This is a genomic window from Pseudomonas sp. MT92 (assembly GCF_058792515.1).
Genome location: NZ_JBXAFA010000008.1, coordinates 126,740 through 141,860, shown reverse-complemented (window position 1 = coordinate 141,860; position 15,121 = coordinate 126,740). Strand labels below are relative to the sequence as shown.

15 protein-coding genes are annotated in these 15,121 nt (G+C 58.2%); 6 read left to right on the top strand and 9 right to left on the bottom strand.

The annotated features are described in order from the left end of the window. Nucleotides 1–98 precede the first annotated feature (98 nt). A complete protein-coding gene (locus tag AC1Q6D_RS16665) occupies nucleotides 99–1,658 on the bottom strand; it encodes a sigma-54-dependent transcriptional regulator (RefSeq protein WP_103406390.1) in 1,560 nt (519 codons plus the stop codon). A gap of 371 nt (nucleotides 1,659–2,029) precedes the next feature. Here AC1Q6D_RS16665 and phhA point away from each other — a divergent pair, with 371 nt between their 5' ends. The 6 genes from phhA (at nucleotide 2,030) to AC1Q6D_RS16635 (ending at nucleotide 6,392) form a co-directional block, all read left to right on the top strand. Further along, entirely contained in the window at nucleotides 2,030–2,821 is a 792-nt protein-coding gene (gene phhA, locus AC1Q6D_RS16660) for a phenylalanine 4-monooxygenase (RefSeq protein WP_103406389.1), read from the top strand. Between the two features lie 103 nt (nucleotides 2,822–2,924). After that, nucleotides 2,925–3,281, top strand: coding sequence for a 4a-hydroxytetrahydrobiopterin dehydratase (locus AC1Q6D_RS16655; RefSeq protein ID WP_017337151.1), 357 nt, complete (start codon nucleotides 2,925–2,927; stop codon nucleotides 3,279–3,281). Beyond that, nucleotides 3,281–4,474 carry an amino acid aminotransferase gene (locus AC1Q6D_RS16650; RefSeq protein WP_103406388.1) on the top strand — a complete coding sequence of 398 codons (1,194 nt, stop codon included), beginning with the start codon at nucleotides 3,281–3,283 and terminating at the stop codon, nucleotides 4,472–4,474. The genes AC1Q6D_RS16655 and AC1Q6D_RS16650 overlap by 1 nt, the downstream gene beginning before the upstream one ends. Before the next feature lie 210 nt (nucleotides 4,475–4,684). Then, nucleotides 4,685–4,816, top strand: a complete 132-nt coding sequence (locus AC1Q6D_RS16645) for a hypothetical protein (protein WP_256590390.1) — start codon at nucleotides 4,685–4,687, stop codon at nucleotides 4,814–4,816. A gap of 36 nt (nucleotides 4,817–4,852) precedes the next feature. Continuing rightward, the gene (locus AC1Q6D_RS16640) at nucleotides 4,853–5,089 is read left to right on the top strand and encodes a hypothetical protein (RefSeq protein ID WP_178083164.1); all 237 of its coding nucleotides are present in this window, start codon (nucleotides 4,853–4,855) and stop codon (nucleotides 5,087–5,089) included. Nucleotides 5,090–5,192: 103 nt separating this feature from the next. Further along, complete coding sequence (locus tag AC1Q6D_RS16635) at nucleotides 5,193–6,392, top strand: MFS transporter (protein WP_103406387.1); 1,200 nt, start codon at nucleotides 5,193–5,195, stop codon at nucleotides 6,390–6,392. Here the strand turns inward: AC1Q6D_RS16635 and arfB are convergent. The 8 genes from arfB to AC1Q6D_RS16595 form a co-directional block, all read right to left on the bottom strand. Continuing rightward, nucleotides 6,389–6,802: an alternative ribosome rescue aminoacyl-tRNA hydrolase ArfB gene (gene arfB / locus AC1Q6D_RS16630; protein WP_103406386.1), complete on the bottom strand. Its 414-nt coding sequence runs from the start codon at nucleotides 6,800–6,802 to the stop codon at nucleotides 6,389–6,391. The genes AC1Q6D_RS16635 and arfB overlap by 4 nt on opposite strands. 690 nt (nucleotides 6,803–7,492) lie before the next feature. Beyond that, nucleotides 7,493–8,191 (bottom strand): DUF4225 domain-containing protein, encoded by a 699-nt coding sequence (locus tag AC1Q6D_RS16625; RefSeq protein ID WP_103406385.1) that lies wholly within the window; start codon nucleotides 8,189–8,191, stop codon nucleotides 7,493–7,495. Next, complete coding sequence (locus AC1Q6D_RS16620; RefSeq protein ID WP_103406384.1) at nucleotides 8,184–8,684, bottom strand: Hcp family type VI secretion system effector; 501 nt, start codon at nucleotides 8,682–8,684, stop codon at nucleotides 8,184–8,186. Before AC1Q6D_RS16620 ends, AC1Q6D_RS16625 begins: the two co-directional genes overlap by 8 nt. Nucleotides 8,685–8,909: 225 nt before the next feature. After that, nucleotides 8,910–10,325 (bottom strand): amino acid permease, encoded by a 1,416-nt coding sequence (locus tag AC1Q6D_RS16615; protein ID WP_103406383.1) that lies wholly within the window; start codon nucleotides 10,323–10,325, stop codon nucleotides 8,910–8,912. An 881-nt stretch (nucleotides 10,326–11,206) separates the two neighbouring features. Further along, nucleotides 11,207–12,436, bottom strand: a complete 1,230-nt coding sequence (rluB, locus tag AC1Q6D_RS16610) for a 23S rRNA pseudouridine(2605) synthase RluB (protein ID WP_047532076.1) — start codon at nucleotides 12,434–12,436, stop codon at nucleotides 11,207–11,209. 231 nt (nucleotides 12,437–12,667) lie between these two features. Further along, nucleotides 12,668–13,657, bottom strand: coding sequence for an SMC-Scp complex subunit ScpB (gene scpB / locus AC1Q6D_RS16605; RefSeq protein ID WP_103406382.1), 990 nt, complete (start codon nucleotides 13,655–13,657; stop codon nucleotides 12,668–12,670). Nucleotides 13,658–13,668: 11 nt separating this feature from the next. Continuing rightward, on the bottom strand, nucleotides 13,669–14,487 hold the full coding sequence (locus tag AC1Q6D_RS16600; protein ID WP_047532079.1) for a segregation and condensation protein A: 819 nt from the start codon (nucleotides 14,485–14,487) through the stop codon (nucleotides 13,669–13,671). Beyond that, nucleotides 14,488–15,117 carry an L-threonylcarbamoyladenylate synthase gene (locus tag AC1Q6D_RS16595; RefSeq protein ID WP_103406401.1) on the bottom strand — a complete coding sequence of 210 codons (630 nt, stop codon included), beginning with the start codon at nucleotides 15,115–15,117 and terminating at the stop codon, nucleotides 14,488–14,490. Between the last annotated feature and the right edge of the window lie 4 nt (nucleotides 15,118–15,121).

The following is a 15,121-nucleotide window of genomic DNA, read 5'->3' as shown; positions in this document are numbered from 1 at the left end:
GGTTAGAAACTTATTTCAGAGAGGGCACACTAGCGTAGTTTAGGATGGCTTTACGGCCGCTTCGCGCCCGAGCGTGAGCAAGCTCCCTCGCCACAGGGTCAGGCGTTGTCTTTCCCAACCTGATAATCACGCAACTTATTGGCAATGGTGGTGTGGGAAACCCCCAACCGCTTACCCAATTGCCGACTGCTCGGATGCTCGGAATACAGCCGCTCCAGCACTGCCTTTTCGAAACGCCCGACAATCTCATCCAGCCCACCTTCGAGGGAAAAATCGCCAAGGGGCTGACGCACACCGTAATCAGGCAAGCGAATATGCTCGACCTTGACCGTGCCGCCTTCACACAGCGACACCGCCTGAAACAGCACGTTTTCCAACTGCCGAACGTTGCCCGGCCAATGGTAATGACTGAGTCGTTCCATGGCCGCCGGCGCGAGTTTTGGCAACGGGCAACCGATCTGTCGACTGGCTTGATCGAGGAAGTGTTCCACCAGCGGCGCCAAACCGTCGAGGCATTCGCGCAGCGGCGGGATGTGCAGCGACAACACGTTCAAGCGGTGATACAGGTCCTGACGAAACTCTCCGCGGGCGCACAACTCGGACAAATCGACCTGGGTCGCACAAATCACTCGCACATCGAGATAAACCTCTTCATCACTGCCTACACGACGGAAGCAACCGTCCTGCAGGAAGCGCAGAAGTTTCACCTGCAAACGCGGGCTCATTTCCCCAACGCCATCGAGAAACAGCGTACCGCCCGCCGTCAGCTCCAGCAGGCCGAGCTTGCCTTCAGCCCGCGCACCTTCGAAAGCGCCGGGGCCGTAGCCGAACAATTCAGTCTCGGCCATGGACTCCGGCAGACCGGCGCAGTTGAGCGCCATCAACGGTGACTGACCACGAGGACTGGCCAGATGGCAGGCGCGTGCCAGCAATTCTTTACCGGTACCGGTTTCGCCCTCTATCAATAGCGGTGCGTCCAGTGGCGCCATGCGCCGCGCCTCACGCACCACCGCCGCCATCACTTTCGAGCTTTGGAAGATGCTGTCGAAGCCGCGCAGCTCCTGTTTGCGCACGTTATAAATACGCTCGCCCACCCGGTCGGCGCGATGCAGCGTCAATACCGCACCGGCCATGGCTTCGCTATCGTCATGCTCCGATTGCAGCGGCGCGATGTCAGCCAGAAACACGTCGCCCTTGACCTTGACCCGCAGCCCATTGATCCGCGATTTGTTGGCGCGCACCAGCTCTGGCAAGTCGAAATCTTCGGCGTAACGCGACAGCGGTATCCCCGGCACCTCATCGACGCGCACCCCGAGCAATTGCGCAGCTGCGCGGTTGGCCGCCACGATGGAGCCGCCCATGTCGATCGAGAGCACCGGAAACTCCAGGGCGCCGAGCAAGGCATTGAGCTCCATGTGCCGACGCTCGCTGGGCATCAGCCCTACGCGCTTGACGCCAAAAACCCCGGCGATGGCCTCGAATTTCGGACGCAACGCCTGGAACTGAATGTTGATCAGGTTCGGGCAATGCAGGTAGATGGCGTTGCCATGCTCACCGCCCACTTCCCCACGAGCGACGTTAATCCCGTACCCCACCAGCAAGTTGAGAATGTCGCGCAGGATGCCAATGCGGTTCTGGCAGTGGACTTTGATACGCATATAAAAGGCCTGATAAACGATGATTGACCTGTGGGAGCCAGCCTGCTGGCGTTGGCGTCGCAACAGGCGATTTTGATGTCAAATGACACACCGCTATCGCCAGCAGGCTGGCTCCCACAGGGATAGCGCCCGATTTTTCTGATTAGGCGCCCAGATAGTCGTCAAGATTATGTGACACCCAGAGCGCTTTTCAAACCGGCAAATCTCAATAACTGCGCGACGCCGGCCAATACGTAACGAAAACTTTACGATATTTGCGGATTTTTCCTACATTCGCCGCTGAACGCCTGCTGCACCACTGCAATTCATGGGTTATTTCTAGGTCCATAGCTGGACATAACAAGAACGAAGTCCCCTCGCAGGAGAGCAGCATGAAGCAGACGCAATACGTGGCTCGCGAGCCCGATGCGCAAGGTTTTATCGACTACACCGCTGAAGAACACGCGGTGTGGAACACGCTGATCACTCGCCAGTTGAAAGTGATCGAAGGGCGTGCGTGCCAGGAATACCTGGACGGTATCGAAAAGCTCGGTCTGCCCCACGACCGCATTCCGCAACTGGGCGAAATCAACAAGGTGCTCGGTGAAACCACCGGTTGGCAGGTCGCCCGGGTGCCGGCGCTGATCCCCTTCCAGACCTTTTTTGAATTGCTCGCCAACAAGCAGTTTCCGGTTGCCACTTTTATTCGCACCCGCGAAGAACTGGATTACCTGCAAGAGCCGGACATTTTCCACGAGATCTTCGGCCACTGTCCGTTGCTGACCAACCCTTGGTTCGCGGAATTTACCCATACCTACGGCAAACTCGGCCTGCAGGCCTCCAAGGAAGAACGCGTGTACCTGGCGCGCCTGTACTGGATGACCATCGAGTTCGGCCTGCTGGAAACCCCGCAAGGCCGGCGCATCTACGGCGGCGGCATCCTGTCTTCGCCGAAAGAGACCGTGTACTGCCTGTCGGGCGAACCTGAACATCAGGCGTTCGATCCGCTGGAGTGCATGCGCACGCCTTACCGCATCGACATCCTGCAGCCACTGTATTTCGTCTTGCCAGATCTCAAGCGCCTGTTCGACCTCGCCCACGAAGACATCATGGGCATGGTCAAGCAAGCGATGCAGATGGGCCTGCATGCACCGAAATTTCCGCCAAAACCAAAAGCCGCGTGATCCGCAGCTTTTAGAACCAAGTGAGCCTGTCCGGAACCGACGCTTTGCTTTAGCGTGGTGACATGACGGCCGAATTCCAAACATTCGATTTCAGGAACACACCATGTCCACATTGAACCAAGCCCACTGCGAAGCCTGCCGCGCCGATGCTCCGCAAGTCAGCGACGAAGAACTGCCGGTACTGATCAAGCAGATCCCGGACTGGAACATCGAAGTACGCGACAGCATCATGCAGCTGGAAAAAGTCTTCCTGTTCAAAAACTTCAAGCACGCCCTGGCGTTCACCAACGCCGTCGGTGAAATCTCCGAGGCCGAAGGTCACCACCCAGGCCTGCTGACCGAGTGGGGCAAAGTCACCGTCACCTGGTGGAGCCACTCGATCAAAGGCCTGCACCGCAATGACTTCATCATGGCCGCGCGCACGGACGAAGTGGCCAAGGACGCCGAGGGCCGAAAATAATGCATTTCGACGCCATCGGCCGGGTGCCCGGCGATCCGATCCTCGGCCTGATGGAGGCCTATGCGCAGGACCCCAACCCGCGCAAATTCGACCTCGGCGTGGGTGTCTACAAAGACGCCCAGGGCCTGACCTCGATTCCCCAGGCCGTGAAACTCGCCGAGGCGCGCCTGGTCGATCGCCAGACCACCAAGACCTACATCGGCGGTCATGGCGAACCGGCCTTCGGCAAGCTCATCAGTGAGCTGGTGCTCGGCGCCGATTCAAAACTGATCAGCGAACATCGCGCCGGCGCCACCCAGACACCGGGCGGTACCGGAGCGTTGCGCCTGAGCGCGGACTTCATCGCCCAGTGCCTGCCGGGCCGTGGCATCTGGTTGAGCAATCCGACCTGGCCGATCCACGAAACCATTTTCGCGGCGGCCAAGGTCAAGGTCAGTCATTACCCCTACGTGGGCAGCGACAATCGTCTCGACGTCGATGCCATGCTCGCCGTGCTCAATGACGCGCCAAAGGGTGACGTGGTGCTGCTGCACGCCTGCTGCCACAACCCGACCGGTTTCGATCTGTCCCACGACGACTGGCGCCGTGTGTTGGACGTGGTGCGTCGGCGTGAACTGCTGCCGCTGATCGATTTCGCCTACCAGGGCTTCGGCGATGGGCTGGAACAGGACGCATGGTCGACCCGTTTGTTCGCCGCCGAGTTGCCGGAAGTGCTGATCACCAGCTCCTGCTCGAAGAACTTCGGCCTGTATCGCGACCGCACCGGCGCTTTGATTGTCTGCGCGAAAACCGCCGACAAGCTGGTGGATATCCGCAGCCAACTGGCCAACATCGCCCGCAACCTGTGGTCGACGCCACCGGATCACGGTGCTGCGGTGGTGGCAACCATCCTCGGCGATCCAGAGTTGAAGCGCTTGTGGGCCGACGAAGTGGAAACCATGCGCTTGCGTATTGCCCAACTGCGAAGCGGACTGGTGGAAGCCCTTGAACCCCACGGTTTACGCGAGCGTTTTGCGCACATTGGTGTGCAGCGCGGAATGTTTTCCTACACCGGCTTGACCCCTGAACAGGTGAAAAACCTGCGCGACCATCACAGCGTGTACATGGTCAGTTCCGGTCGGGCCAACGTGGCGGGGATTGATGCGACGCGTCTGGATCTGCTGGCACAGGCGATTGCTGACGTCTGCAAGTAACCCCCAAAACACTGCCCCCCGTAGGAGCGAGCAGGCTCGCTCCTACAAAGGGCCTGCGTCAATACAACAGACCTGTCTAGACAATCCCATTCGTCGAAACAAATAGATATAAAAGTCTGTTTGTCATTTCCCCTGCTGTATCCTGCCCAGGCTTTTTTTAAAAGCGCGGATCTACCAGATCTATCAACAGACTTAGCGAGGAGCGCGACTATGCACGAGATTCCTAATCTCCCCTTCCCAAGCCTGCACGAACCTGAGCAGACGACCACGCAACAAGCCGGCGCCCAACAGCCCGAGCCGAAAGAAGCCACTGGCAGCCGCAAGGCTGACAGCGAAGACTGAAACACCCGCCGTACAGACCGTGTGGAAAGCGCTAACATGCGCTTTCCACACCGCCTGAACCGTGAGTCCCGCACCATGACCGACAACGTCACTCCTCCTTTTGATGAAGCATTGCAGGCCAGCGTTCTGATCGGTACCGCCGAGAAAATGATCGAGATCTGGACTCGTCTGTCTTCTGAAAAACAAGCCGCATTGCTGGCCCGCTTCGGCAGCGAAGAAAATGCGCTGGCCGCCCTGGTCACCACGCAACTGTTGGCGCCCGCCAAGCCCTGACTAATCCCGTTCGGCAATTAGTTTTACTTTTTCTCAACCCACGACCGCCTACGCCGTTATCATAAGCAGCCTATCTATCTGCTATCCCGTGGACCTTTGACCCATGTCTGAAAACCAGCGCCCCCTGGCGGTCACGCTGCAAGTTGTCTCCATCGTCCTGTTTACCTTTATCGGCTACCTGAACATTGGTATTCCCCTGGCCGTATTGCCCGGCTACGTCCACAGCGACCTCGGCTTCGGCGCGGTGATCGCCGGTTTGGTGATCAGCGTGCAATACCTTGCCACCCTGCTCAGCCGTCCGTACGCCGGGAAAATCATCGATAACAAGGGCAGCAAATTGGCCGTGATGTACGGCTTGGCCGGTTGCGGGCTCAGTGGCGTATTCATGCTGCTTTCAGCCTGGACCCAAAGCCTGCCGATATTGAGTCTGATCAGCCTGTTGGTCGGTCGCCTGGTGCTCGGCAGTGCGGAAAGCCTGGTGGGCTCCGGCTCGATTGGCTGGGGCATCGGCCGGGTTGGCGCGGCGAACACCGCCAAGGTCATCTCCTGGAACGGCATCGCCAGTTATGGCGCACTGGCGGTCGGCGCGCCGCTGGGGGTGCTGCTGGTCAATCAAATGGGCTTGTGGAGCATGGGCGTGAGTATCGTGTTGCTGGCTGCCCTTGGCCTGTTGCTGGCATGGCCGAAAACCGCTGCGCCGATCGTGACCGGTGAGCGCTTGCCGTTCATGCATGTACTCGGTCGGGTGCTGCCCCACGGCTGCGGACTGGCCTTGGGCTCCATCGGTTTCGGTACCATCGCCACGTTTATCACCCTGTATTACGCCACCCGGCACTGGGACAACGCGGTGCTGTGCCTGAGCCTGTTTGGTGCCAGCTTCATTGGTGCACGACTGTTGTTCGGCAACCTGATCAACCGCCTCGGCGGCTTCCGCGTGGCGATTGCCTGCCTGTCGGTGGAGGTCCTGGGGCTGTTGCTGCTGTGGCTGGCACCTGACGCGCACTGGGCGCTCGCGGGCGCTGCGCTCAGTGGCTTTGGCTTCTCACTGGTGTTTCCGGCGCTGGGGGTCGAAGCGGTCAACCTCGTGCCCGCGTCCAGCCGTGGCGCGGCGGTCGGGGCTTATTCGCTGTTCATCGACTTGTCGCTGGGGATCACCGGACCACTGGCTGGCGCGATTGCGGCGGGCTTCGGTTTTGCCTCTATCTTCCTGTTCGCCGCCCTGGCCGCTTTAACCGGTTTGATGCTCAGCATCTACTTGTACCGGCAGGCGCCGAAACAGCGCGAAGCGCGAGAATCCCGCTAAAAGTCGACCTTGCCGCGCCCGGCCTTGATGTTGCCGCGCTTGCTCTTGGATTCGAGCCGACGAGTCTTCGAACCGAGGGTCGGCTTGGTCGGGCGGCGTTTCTTTTCGACCTTGGTGGCGCTGAGGATCAGCTCGGTCAAACGCGCCAGCGCATCGGCCCGGTTCTGTTCCTGGGTCCGGTATTGCTGGGCCTTGATGATCAACACACCTTCACCGGTGATACGACTGTCGCGCAACGCCAGCAGCCGTTCCTTGTAGAACTCGGGCAAGGACGAGGCCGCAATGTCGAAGCGCAGGTGCACCGCGCTGGAGACCTTGTTGACGTTCTGCCCACCGGCGCCCTGGGCGCGGATGGCGGTCAACTCGATCTCGGCATCCGGTATATGCACGTTGTTGGAAATCACCAGCATGGAAAAGGGGTCCGGGGTCGGGAGCGTTCAGGATACCGCGAATGACGCTCTGAATAGCAGGTAATCACTTGCGCAGGCGAGATCGAAAAAGCCTTGCCGGACTATTCTTACAGCCATGTCGGATTTACAAAAGGGATGTTGCATTGTTTCCAATAGCCGCACTAATCTAAGGACTCACATCAAGCTGGTTATTTAGACAATGAATTTTGAGAATATTCGATACCATATTTCGGTTACTCTTTTGGTTTTAGGGTGTTCAATTCCGATCATGGGAATGGCTGTCTGGATAATAACTGAGATAGTTCCGCTTGAAGGCCGAGATTTAAAAATCGCCTATTTGGCAACCTATGCAACCATCGTATTATTCGGATTACGCTTTTACACTCCAAGACTGCGAGGCTTTGCATAAACCAATCACGTTAAACTACTCAACGCGCGCATATTTGAAAGAGATACCAATGAATCTTGAAAATATACGATACCACATCGCCGTCACCCTTCTAGTATTAGGCTGTTCTGGCTTGCCGACATTATTTATTGTGTTTTGCATAAACAAGGTAATTCACATAGATGAAAACCATCTGGACACTGCATACCTATTAACATACGCGATACTCGTATTTTTTGGGCTATGCTTTTACATCCCAAGAATGCGCGGCTTTACATAACGAAGCAGCGCATTCCGAAATATTACGGGGCACCTCCCTGCAATTCACCTTCCTCATAAATAGCGTTCAACGTTATAGAATCAACCAAACCTTCAAAAATCAGCGCTAACTTTCCGGCTTGCTGATAAGCCCGCTCATTACTAATAGGATCAAATCTAAAAAATTGTGCAGAACCTGGTTTTCGTACCACCCTGAACATTCCATAACCCGACAAAATCAAGTCTGTAGTGTAGTACGCTAAATTACCATTATAACCATCCCTAAATAACGCCTGATAACCATGCCGAATTGGCCCTTGAGTAGCAGGTGTGCCAGGACCGTTATAAATATTAGTCACACCTTCAGCGATATTGTTAGCCCCATGACTGACTAGAAGTGCACCAGGCACAACCCCAACGCCCCAGGACGCCCCTGCTACTGCTATCCCTGCTTTAATCTGCGCACCTCCTGCTAAAATAGTGATGCCGTTCTGAACATAAAAATTTGCCTTAGATAATAATTCTCCGTGTTCAGCCCTGATCTGTTCCAGCCCTTCCCACGCACTAATAACCCCCTCATCTACCGCCTGAATCACTTCATCAACATAGGCGGCGACCATCGAACCAAATCGAAGCCGTGCAAAACCGTCAGGAATATGCGCCATGCCAATGGCGCACCCCGCTGCAACCAGATCAGAAGCAGATCTGGTTACATCATGAATATCGCAGGAAGATTCATTCATCCTCTTTCATCCAGGTGCTATAAGCACTGGTCGCCGCTGGAACATGCGCCCAGGCAATATTCCTGTATCGGATAGACACCAACTCTTGCGGCTCGGCATCATTCATGCGAATGGCATGGGGAACCTGCTGGCTGATATGCGCAATACGCGCATCGGTGAGGTGTATCGAATAATATCGCTCTTGACCTCCGGTCGAGGAGGTTCGGTATAAATTGATGATGCAGTCCAGTTCTTCACCAGTATGCAGCGCGCTCGCCAGCAGAGGCGATGACTTGTCGATGGCTTTGGTAATCATGATCGGCATGTGCTTGCCGCGACCGCTTGTGACACTGCCATCATTACCCGTGAGCATATCGTGCGAGTAAGCCAACACCGTGATTTCATCCTGATGGCCGAGTTGGCATTTGTTGCCGATAGAGCTTTGGCCTGAACAACCCGCTGAAATCAAGCCTTGTCGTTTACCGGTGATACTCATGTAACTTTGACTCGCCACAATCAGCACTCCTTGTTTAATTGGAGCGCCCGAGTCTAGGGCAAACAGGAGCAGGCAGGCTGTAGGCCCGTTCCGAATTAATCCGTTTTATTAAAAGTTCCGAAATGACTGTAGTAATCGATACTCGACTTTGTAGGAACCAGACTTCATCGCAATCGTGAAATCAGAACATCAAGAACAATAAACCCGGCACATGGCCGGGTTTGTTGTTTCTGTGCTCTACGCTTACTTCGCGCTGGCAGCCTGCAGCGCCTGCCGCGCACTGCGCTTGTTCTTGATGCCGTAGCAGACCCACATGAACACGATCCAGACCGGAATCGCATACACCGAGATCTGGATCCCCGGAATCAACAGCATCACGCCGAGAATGAACACCACGAACGCCAGGCAGATGTAGTTCCCGTACGGGTACCACAGGGCCTTGAACAGCGGCGTCTGGCGGGTCTTGTTCATGTGCTGGCGGAACTTGAAGTGCGAGAAGCTGATCATCGCCCAGTTGATCACCAGGGTAGCCACCACCAGTGACATCAGCAGTTCCAGCGCGTTTTGTGGGATCAGGTAGTTCAGCAGCACCGCGATCAGCGTCACGGCAGCCGAGGCCAGGATCGAACGCACCGGCACACCGCGCTTGTCGATCTTCGCCAGCGCTTTCGGCGCGTCGCCCTGCTCGGCCATGCCCAGCAACATGCGGCTGTTGCAGTAGGTGCCGCTGTTGTACACCGACAACGCCGCCGTCAGAACCACGAAGTTGAGGATGTGCGCGGCGGTGTTGCTACCCAGCATCGAGAACACCTGGACGAAAGGACTGCCGCTGTAGGAGTCGCCGGATGCGTTCAGGGTCTGCAGCAGGCTGTCCCACGGGGTCAGCGACAGCAGGATAACCAGCGCACCGATGTAGAAAATCAGGATGCGGTAGATCACCTGGTTGATGGCTTTGGGGATCACGGTTTTCGGCTTGTCGGCTTCGGCTGCGGTGAAGCCGAGCATTTCCAGGCCACCGAAGGAGAACATGATGATCGCCATGGCCATCACCAGACCGCTGACGCCGTTCGGGAAGAAGCCGCCGTGGGACCACAGGTTGCTCACCGAGGCTTGCGGGCCGCCGTGACCGCTGACCAGCAGGTAGCTGCCCAGGCCAATCATGCCGACGATCGCCACGACCTTGATGATCGCGAACCAGAACTCGGCCTCGCCAAAGACTTTGACGTTGGCGAGGTTGATCAGGTTGATCAGCACGAAGAAGCCAGCAGCCGTGACCCAGCTCGGGATGTGCGGCGCCCAGTAGTGAATGTATTTGCCGACGGCGGTCAGCTCCGACATGCCCACCAGAATGTACAGGATCCAGCAGTTCCAGCCCGACAGGAAGCCGGCGAAACCGCCCCAGTACTTGTGTGCGAAGTGACTGAAGGAACCGGCCACCGGCTCTTCAACGATCATTTCGCCCAGTTGGCGCATGATCATGAAGGCAATGAAGCCGCAAATGGCATAGCCGAGGATCATCGACGGGCCGGCGGATTTCAGTACCCCGGCCGAGCCGAGGAACAAACCGGTACCAATCGCGCCACCGAGGGCAATCAGTTGAATATGGCGATTTTTCAGGCCGCGTTTCAGCTCGCCTGAATGCGAGTTTTGTCCACTCATGAAAAGGGTCTCACGCAAGGTTTGATGATGTTCAGTAGACGTTGCTGCTCAGCAAAGGCGTTAAGCGGCACCGATCAAACCCCAGCGCAGGCACCAGGAGTTCAGCGTATTTACAACGGTCATGCGTCACCTGTTTGTTTTTATCTGTGACGAAATCGAACCCGACACGCTCGTGACGCGGCGGAGTGAACAAGGCGGATAGCCTCGAGGTTTGCGCAGATGCGCAGGAGGTCACAGGTAAAACGCGGCGCATTGTACACCGCTAACCCCCTGCCGCCAGACACCGCTGAGTCAGCGTGTCGGTTGCCGGGATTGCCTGTGTCCACTCCGAATGGCTCGGGCGGCTGTAAAAAAGGGCTCAGACCTTTGCGGGTCATTGACGGGGACAGCAGAAAAATTGCCCCACGCAGAGAGGTGAAAACGGATTGCGGCGTTCATTGCGCCTCCTTTTTGTTATGCACCTGCACGACAGGCATGGCGCGCATGACACCCTGCATGAGGCGTTGAGACAAGCGGGTTAGAGCCATCGGCCGAGACTGAAAGGGTCGCGAAGTGGAAGAATTTTCTTACAGCATCAGGGAAGTGAGGATTGCACGGGGGTAATCGGCGGAATTCGTCAAAAAATCGTTACAGGGCGTAACGTCGGGTTTCCATTCCGGAGCTGGCGCAGGCCCGGCTAACGACATCGCGAGTCAGCCCGCTCCCGCACTGATCGTTGGCGCCGCCCACATTCATGTACACCCGTTAACCCTGGGGGAGCGGGATTGCCAGCGAAGAGGCCTCCAAAAACAACGCATCGCTGAAGCCAGGCGCAAAAAAAACGCCAACCCGAGGGATGGCGTTTTTGACTTGTCGCTCACAGCTTGCAGCCAGTGACTACATCACTCCGGCTTACGACGACCAAAGCCCGGACGCTGACCGGAACCGGCCGGTGCGCCACGACGCTTGCCGGAAGGCTTGTCACCCTCGACCAGCTTGATCCCCGGACGCTTTGGTGCCGGCTTGGCCGGACGCTTGGTGTCGACTGGACGATCGGCGACCGGCGTACCGCGACCGGCTGGAGCACCGCGACCTTCACCACGCTCGGTGCGGCCATTGGCCGGACGCGGAGTGCGTGGACCGCGCTCGCCATCCTGGCGTGCAACAGGCTTGCGCCCCGGACGCTCACCTTCGATCTGCGGCTCGCGGCTTTCACGCGGTGCGGCAGGCGCTCCAGCCGCCGGACGCAGGGTACGTACGCGCTCGGTCTTGGCCATCGGACGCGACGACTTGCGCTGCATACGCTCAAGCTTGTCTTTGCTTTTGGCGTTCAGTTGCGGCATGGCCACCGGGGTCAAGCCGACTTCGGCACTAAGAATGTCGACTTCGTACTGGCTCATTTCGCGCCAGCGGCCCATCGGCAGGTCGGAGTTGAGGAACACCGGACCAAAACGCACGCGCTTCAGACGGCTGACCACCAACCCTTGGGATTCCCACAGACGACGGACTTCGCGATTGCGACCTTCCATCACCACGCAGTGGTACCAGTGGTTGAAACCTTCTCCACCCGGAGCCTGCTGGATATCGGTGAAACGCGCCGGGCCGTCTTCGAGCACGACACCCGCTTTCAGGCGCTCGATCATCTCGTCATCGACTTCGCCACGTACACGCACGGCGTATTCGCGGTCCATCTCGTAGGACGGGTGCATCAGGCGGTTGGCCAGCTCACCGTCGGTGGTGAACATCAGCAACCCCGTGGTGTTGATGTCCAGGCGACCGATGTTGATCCAGCGCCCTTCTTTCGGACGCGGCAGCTTGTCGAACACGGTCGGACGCCCTTCCGGATCGACACGGGTGCAGATTTCGCCGTCGGGTTTGTTGTACATGATCACGCGGCGTACCGACTCGGCGGCTTCTTCGCGCTTGATCACCTTGCCATCGATGGTGATGGCGTCGTGCATGTCGACGCGCTGGCCAAGGGTGGCGTCTTTGCCGTTGACCTTGATGCGGCCGTGGCTGATCCAGGCTTCCACGTCACGGCGCGAGCCGACGCCGATACGGGCGAGGACTTTCTGCAGTTTTTCGCCTGCTGGGCCGATTGGCTGGTCGTCTTGCTGGTCGTTGATACTCATCTGGGCACCTCCCGGTGTGATCTGTCCAGGCGTGGCCTGGAACGTTGCAAATCTGTGTACTTGGGCGAAGGGATCGCCGAAGGGTCGCGAATCATACGCTCATCAGGGCGTTTGCGCATCAGAGACTAGTTGATCCGCCCAAGCTTATTGGCTTTTCCGCCAGCCGGTGATTTTGTGATGATTGACCAGAGCCCGCTCCCACAGGGGTATTGGCCAGTTACAGGGTCAAGATCAGTCTTCGAATTCGCGGCGTTCGGCTTCGATGGCTTCGGCTAAAGCCAAGGCTTCGGCCTCTTCATCACTCAGCTCGGGTTTTGGCTGTTCCAGGGCAGCAACCGCCGCCAGCAGTTTTTCCCGGGCTTCGGCGACACCGAGAATGTCGTCTTCCTGTTCCGACTCGATGCCTGGTTCGGACTCCGCTTCAAGGTCAGGCGCCGGCTCGATCTGCACGGCTTCGGTGTCCGGCTGAACGTCAGCGAACTCCGGATCAGTCACGGATACCTCGCCATCACGCAACAAATCATCGAAATCGGTCTTGATCCCCTCCTCCATGCTGTCCAGTTCCAGCAACAGGGTATGGAAACTGGTTTCTTCCTTGGGCTCTTCCGGCTCGGCACTGGCATCCGCCAGTTCCTGGAGGCCCGGCGGTACGGGCGCGTCGTCGAAATCGAGCACCGGATCGGGCTCCAGTTCGCGCAATTCGGCCAGCGGCGGCAGGTCGTCGAGGTTTTTCAGGTTGAAGTGATCGAGAAACGCCTTGGTGGTGGCAAACATCGCCGGCTTGCCCGGCACGTCGCGGTATCCAACGATGCGAATCCACTCGCGCTCCATCAGCGTTTTGACGATCTGACTGTTGACCGCCACACCCCGCACGTCCTCGATCTCGCCACGGGTGATCGGCTGGCGGTAGGCGATCAGGGCGATGGTCTCGAGCATGGCGCGGGAATAGCGCTGCGGGCGCTCCTCCCACAAGCGGCCGACCCACGGCGAAAACTTTTCGCGGATTTGCAGGCGATACCCGGACGCGACCTCCTTCAGTTCAAAGGCGCGGCCATCGCAGGACTTGGCGAGTATCGTCAACGCTTTCTTGAAAACCGGGGGCTCCGGCCGCTCGCCCTCTTCGAAGAGTTCGAACAGGCGCTCGAGGGATTGCGGTTTTCCCGAGGCCAACAGAAAGGCTTCGAGCAAAGGTGCCAGCTCGCGGGGTTCACTCAAGTTCATGATTCAACTCGTTATTCGGCTCGGGCTCGCACATGGATCGCTGCGAACGGCTCATTCTGTACCAACTCGACCAAGGATTCCTTGACCAGCTCGAGGATCGCCATAAAGGTCACCACCACCCCCAGACGTCCTTCTTCGGCGGTGAACAGCTCGACGAACGGCACAAACCCGCCGCCCTTGAGCCGTTCCAGCACATCGCTCATGCGTTCGCGGGTGGACAGCGCCTCGCGGCTGACCTGGTGGCTTTCGAACATGTCGCCGCGACGCAGCACTTCGGCCATGGACAGCAGCAGTTCCGACAGCCGCACGTCCGGCAGCAGCTTGCGCGCCCGGGCTTCCGGGGCGTCGAGCTTGGGCACCAGCACATCGCGACCGACGCGACTCAGACCATCGATGCCTTCGGCAGCGGCCTTGAAGCGCTCGTACTCTTGCAAGCGGCGGATCAGCTCGGCGCGCGGGTCTTCTTCCTCGTCTTCGACGGTTTCGGCCCGTGGCAGCAGCATCCGCGACTTGATCTCGGCCAGCATCGCGGCCATCACCAGGTACTCGGCGGCCAGCTCCAGGCGCACCGACTGCATCAACTCGACATACCCCATGTACTGACGGGTGATTTCCGCCACCGGGATGTCGAGGATATTGATGTTCTGTTTACGGATCAGGTACAGCAGCAGATCGAGGGGGCCTTCGAAGGCTTCGAGAAAGACTTCGAGCGCATCCGGCGGAATGTACAGGTCCAGCGGCATTTCCATGACCGCCTGGCCATAGACCATGGCGAAGGGCAGCTCTTGCTGGGCTCCGGCCTGACTGTCGACGGGTTCTACTGCAGACATCTAGGCCTCGGCCATGAACGGCGTGGGATCGCCGCAACCGACGCGGATCACTTCCGGCTCGCCGTCGGCGAGGTTGATCACGGTGGACGCCTTGACCCCGCCGAAACCGCCGTCGATGATCAGGTCAACCTGATGCTCAAGCACCTGGCGCATTTCATAGGGATCGGTCATCGGGTCGGTTTCGCCGGGCAGGATCAGAGTCACGCTCATCAGCGGCTCGCCGAGCTCTTCAAGCAGCGCCAAGGCAATCGGATGGCTCGGCACCCGCAGGCCGATGGTGCGTTTTTTCGGGTGCAACAGCAGACGCGGCACTTCACGGGTGGCGTTGAGAATGAAGGTGTACGGGCCCGGTAGATGGGCCTTGAGCAAGCGGAAAAGGCCCGTGTCGATCTTGGCGAACAGTCCCAATTGCGAAAGGTCGCTGCAAATCAGCGCGAAATTGTGCTTGTCATCCAGCCCGCGCAACCGGCGCACGCGCTCCACGGCATTCTTGTCGCCGATCTGGCAACCAATGGCGTAGGACGAGTCTGTGGGATAAATCACCACCCCGCCGTTGCGGATGATTTCGACCGCCTGCTTGATCAGGCGCGCTTGCGGGTTTTCCGGATGAATCTGGAAAAATTGACTCACATTC

Coding starts and splice junctions, on each gene's coding strand:
- AC1Q6D_RS16625 (WP_103406385.1), bottom strand. CDS start 8,191: ATGAATGAATCTTCCTGCGATATTCATGATGTAACCAGATCTGCTTCT.
- AC1Q6D_RS16640 (WP_178083164.1), top strand. CDS start 4,853: ATGCGCTTTCCACACCGCCTGAACCGTGAGTCCCGCACCATGACCGAC.
- AC1Q6D_RS16665 (WP_103406390.1), bottom strand. CDS start 1,658: ATGCGTATCAAAGTCCACTGCCAGAACCGCATTGGCATCCTGCGCGAC.
- AC1Q6D_RS16650 (WP_103406388.1), top strand. CDS start 3,281: ATGCATTTCGACGCCATCGGCCGGGTGCCCGGCGATCCGATCCTCGGC.
- phhA (WP_103406389.1), top strand. CDS start 2,030: ATGAAGCAGACGCAATACGTGGCTCGCGAGCCCGATGCGCAAGGTTTT.
- scpB (WP_103406382.1), bottom strand. CDS start 13,657: ATGAACTTGAGTGAACCCCGCGAGCTGGCACCTTTGCTCGAAGCCTTT.
- arfB (WP_103406386.1), bottom strand. CDS start 6,802: ATGCTGGTGATTTCCAACAACGTGCATATACCGGATGCCGAGATCGAG.
- AC1Q6D_RS16600 (WP_047532079.1), bottom strand. CDS start 14,487: ATGTCTGCAGTAGAACCCGTCGACAGTCAGGCCGGAGCCCAGCAAGAG.
- AC1Q6D_RS16635 (WP_103406387.1), top strand. CDS start 5,193: ATGTCTGAAAACCAGCGCCCCCTGGCGGTCACGCTGCAAGTTGTCTCC.
- AC1Q6D_RS16645 (WP_256590390.1), top strand. CDS start 4,685: ATGCACGAGATTCCTAATCTCCCCTTCCCAAGCCTGCACGAACCTGAG.
- AC1Q6D_RS16615 (WP_103406383.1), bottom strand. CDS start 10,325: ATGAGTGGACAAAACTCGCATTCAGGCGAGCTGAAACGCGGCCTGAAA.
- AC1Q6D_RS16655 (WP_017337151.1), top strand. CDS start 2,925: ATGTCCACATTGAACCAAGCCCACTGCGAAGCCTGCCGCGCCGATGCT.
- rluB (WP_047532076.1), bottom strand. CDS start 12,436: ATGAGTATCAACGACCAGCAAGACGACCAGCCAATCGGCCCAGCAGGC.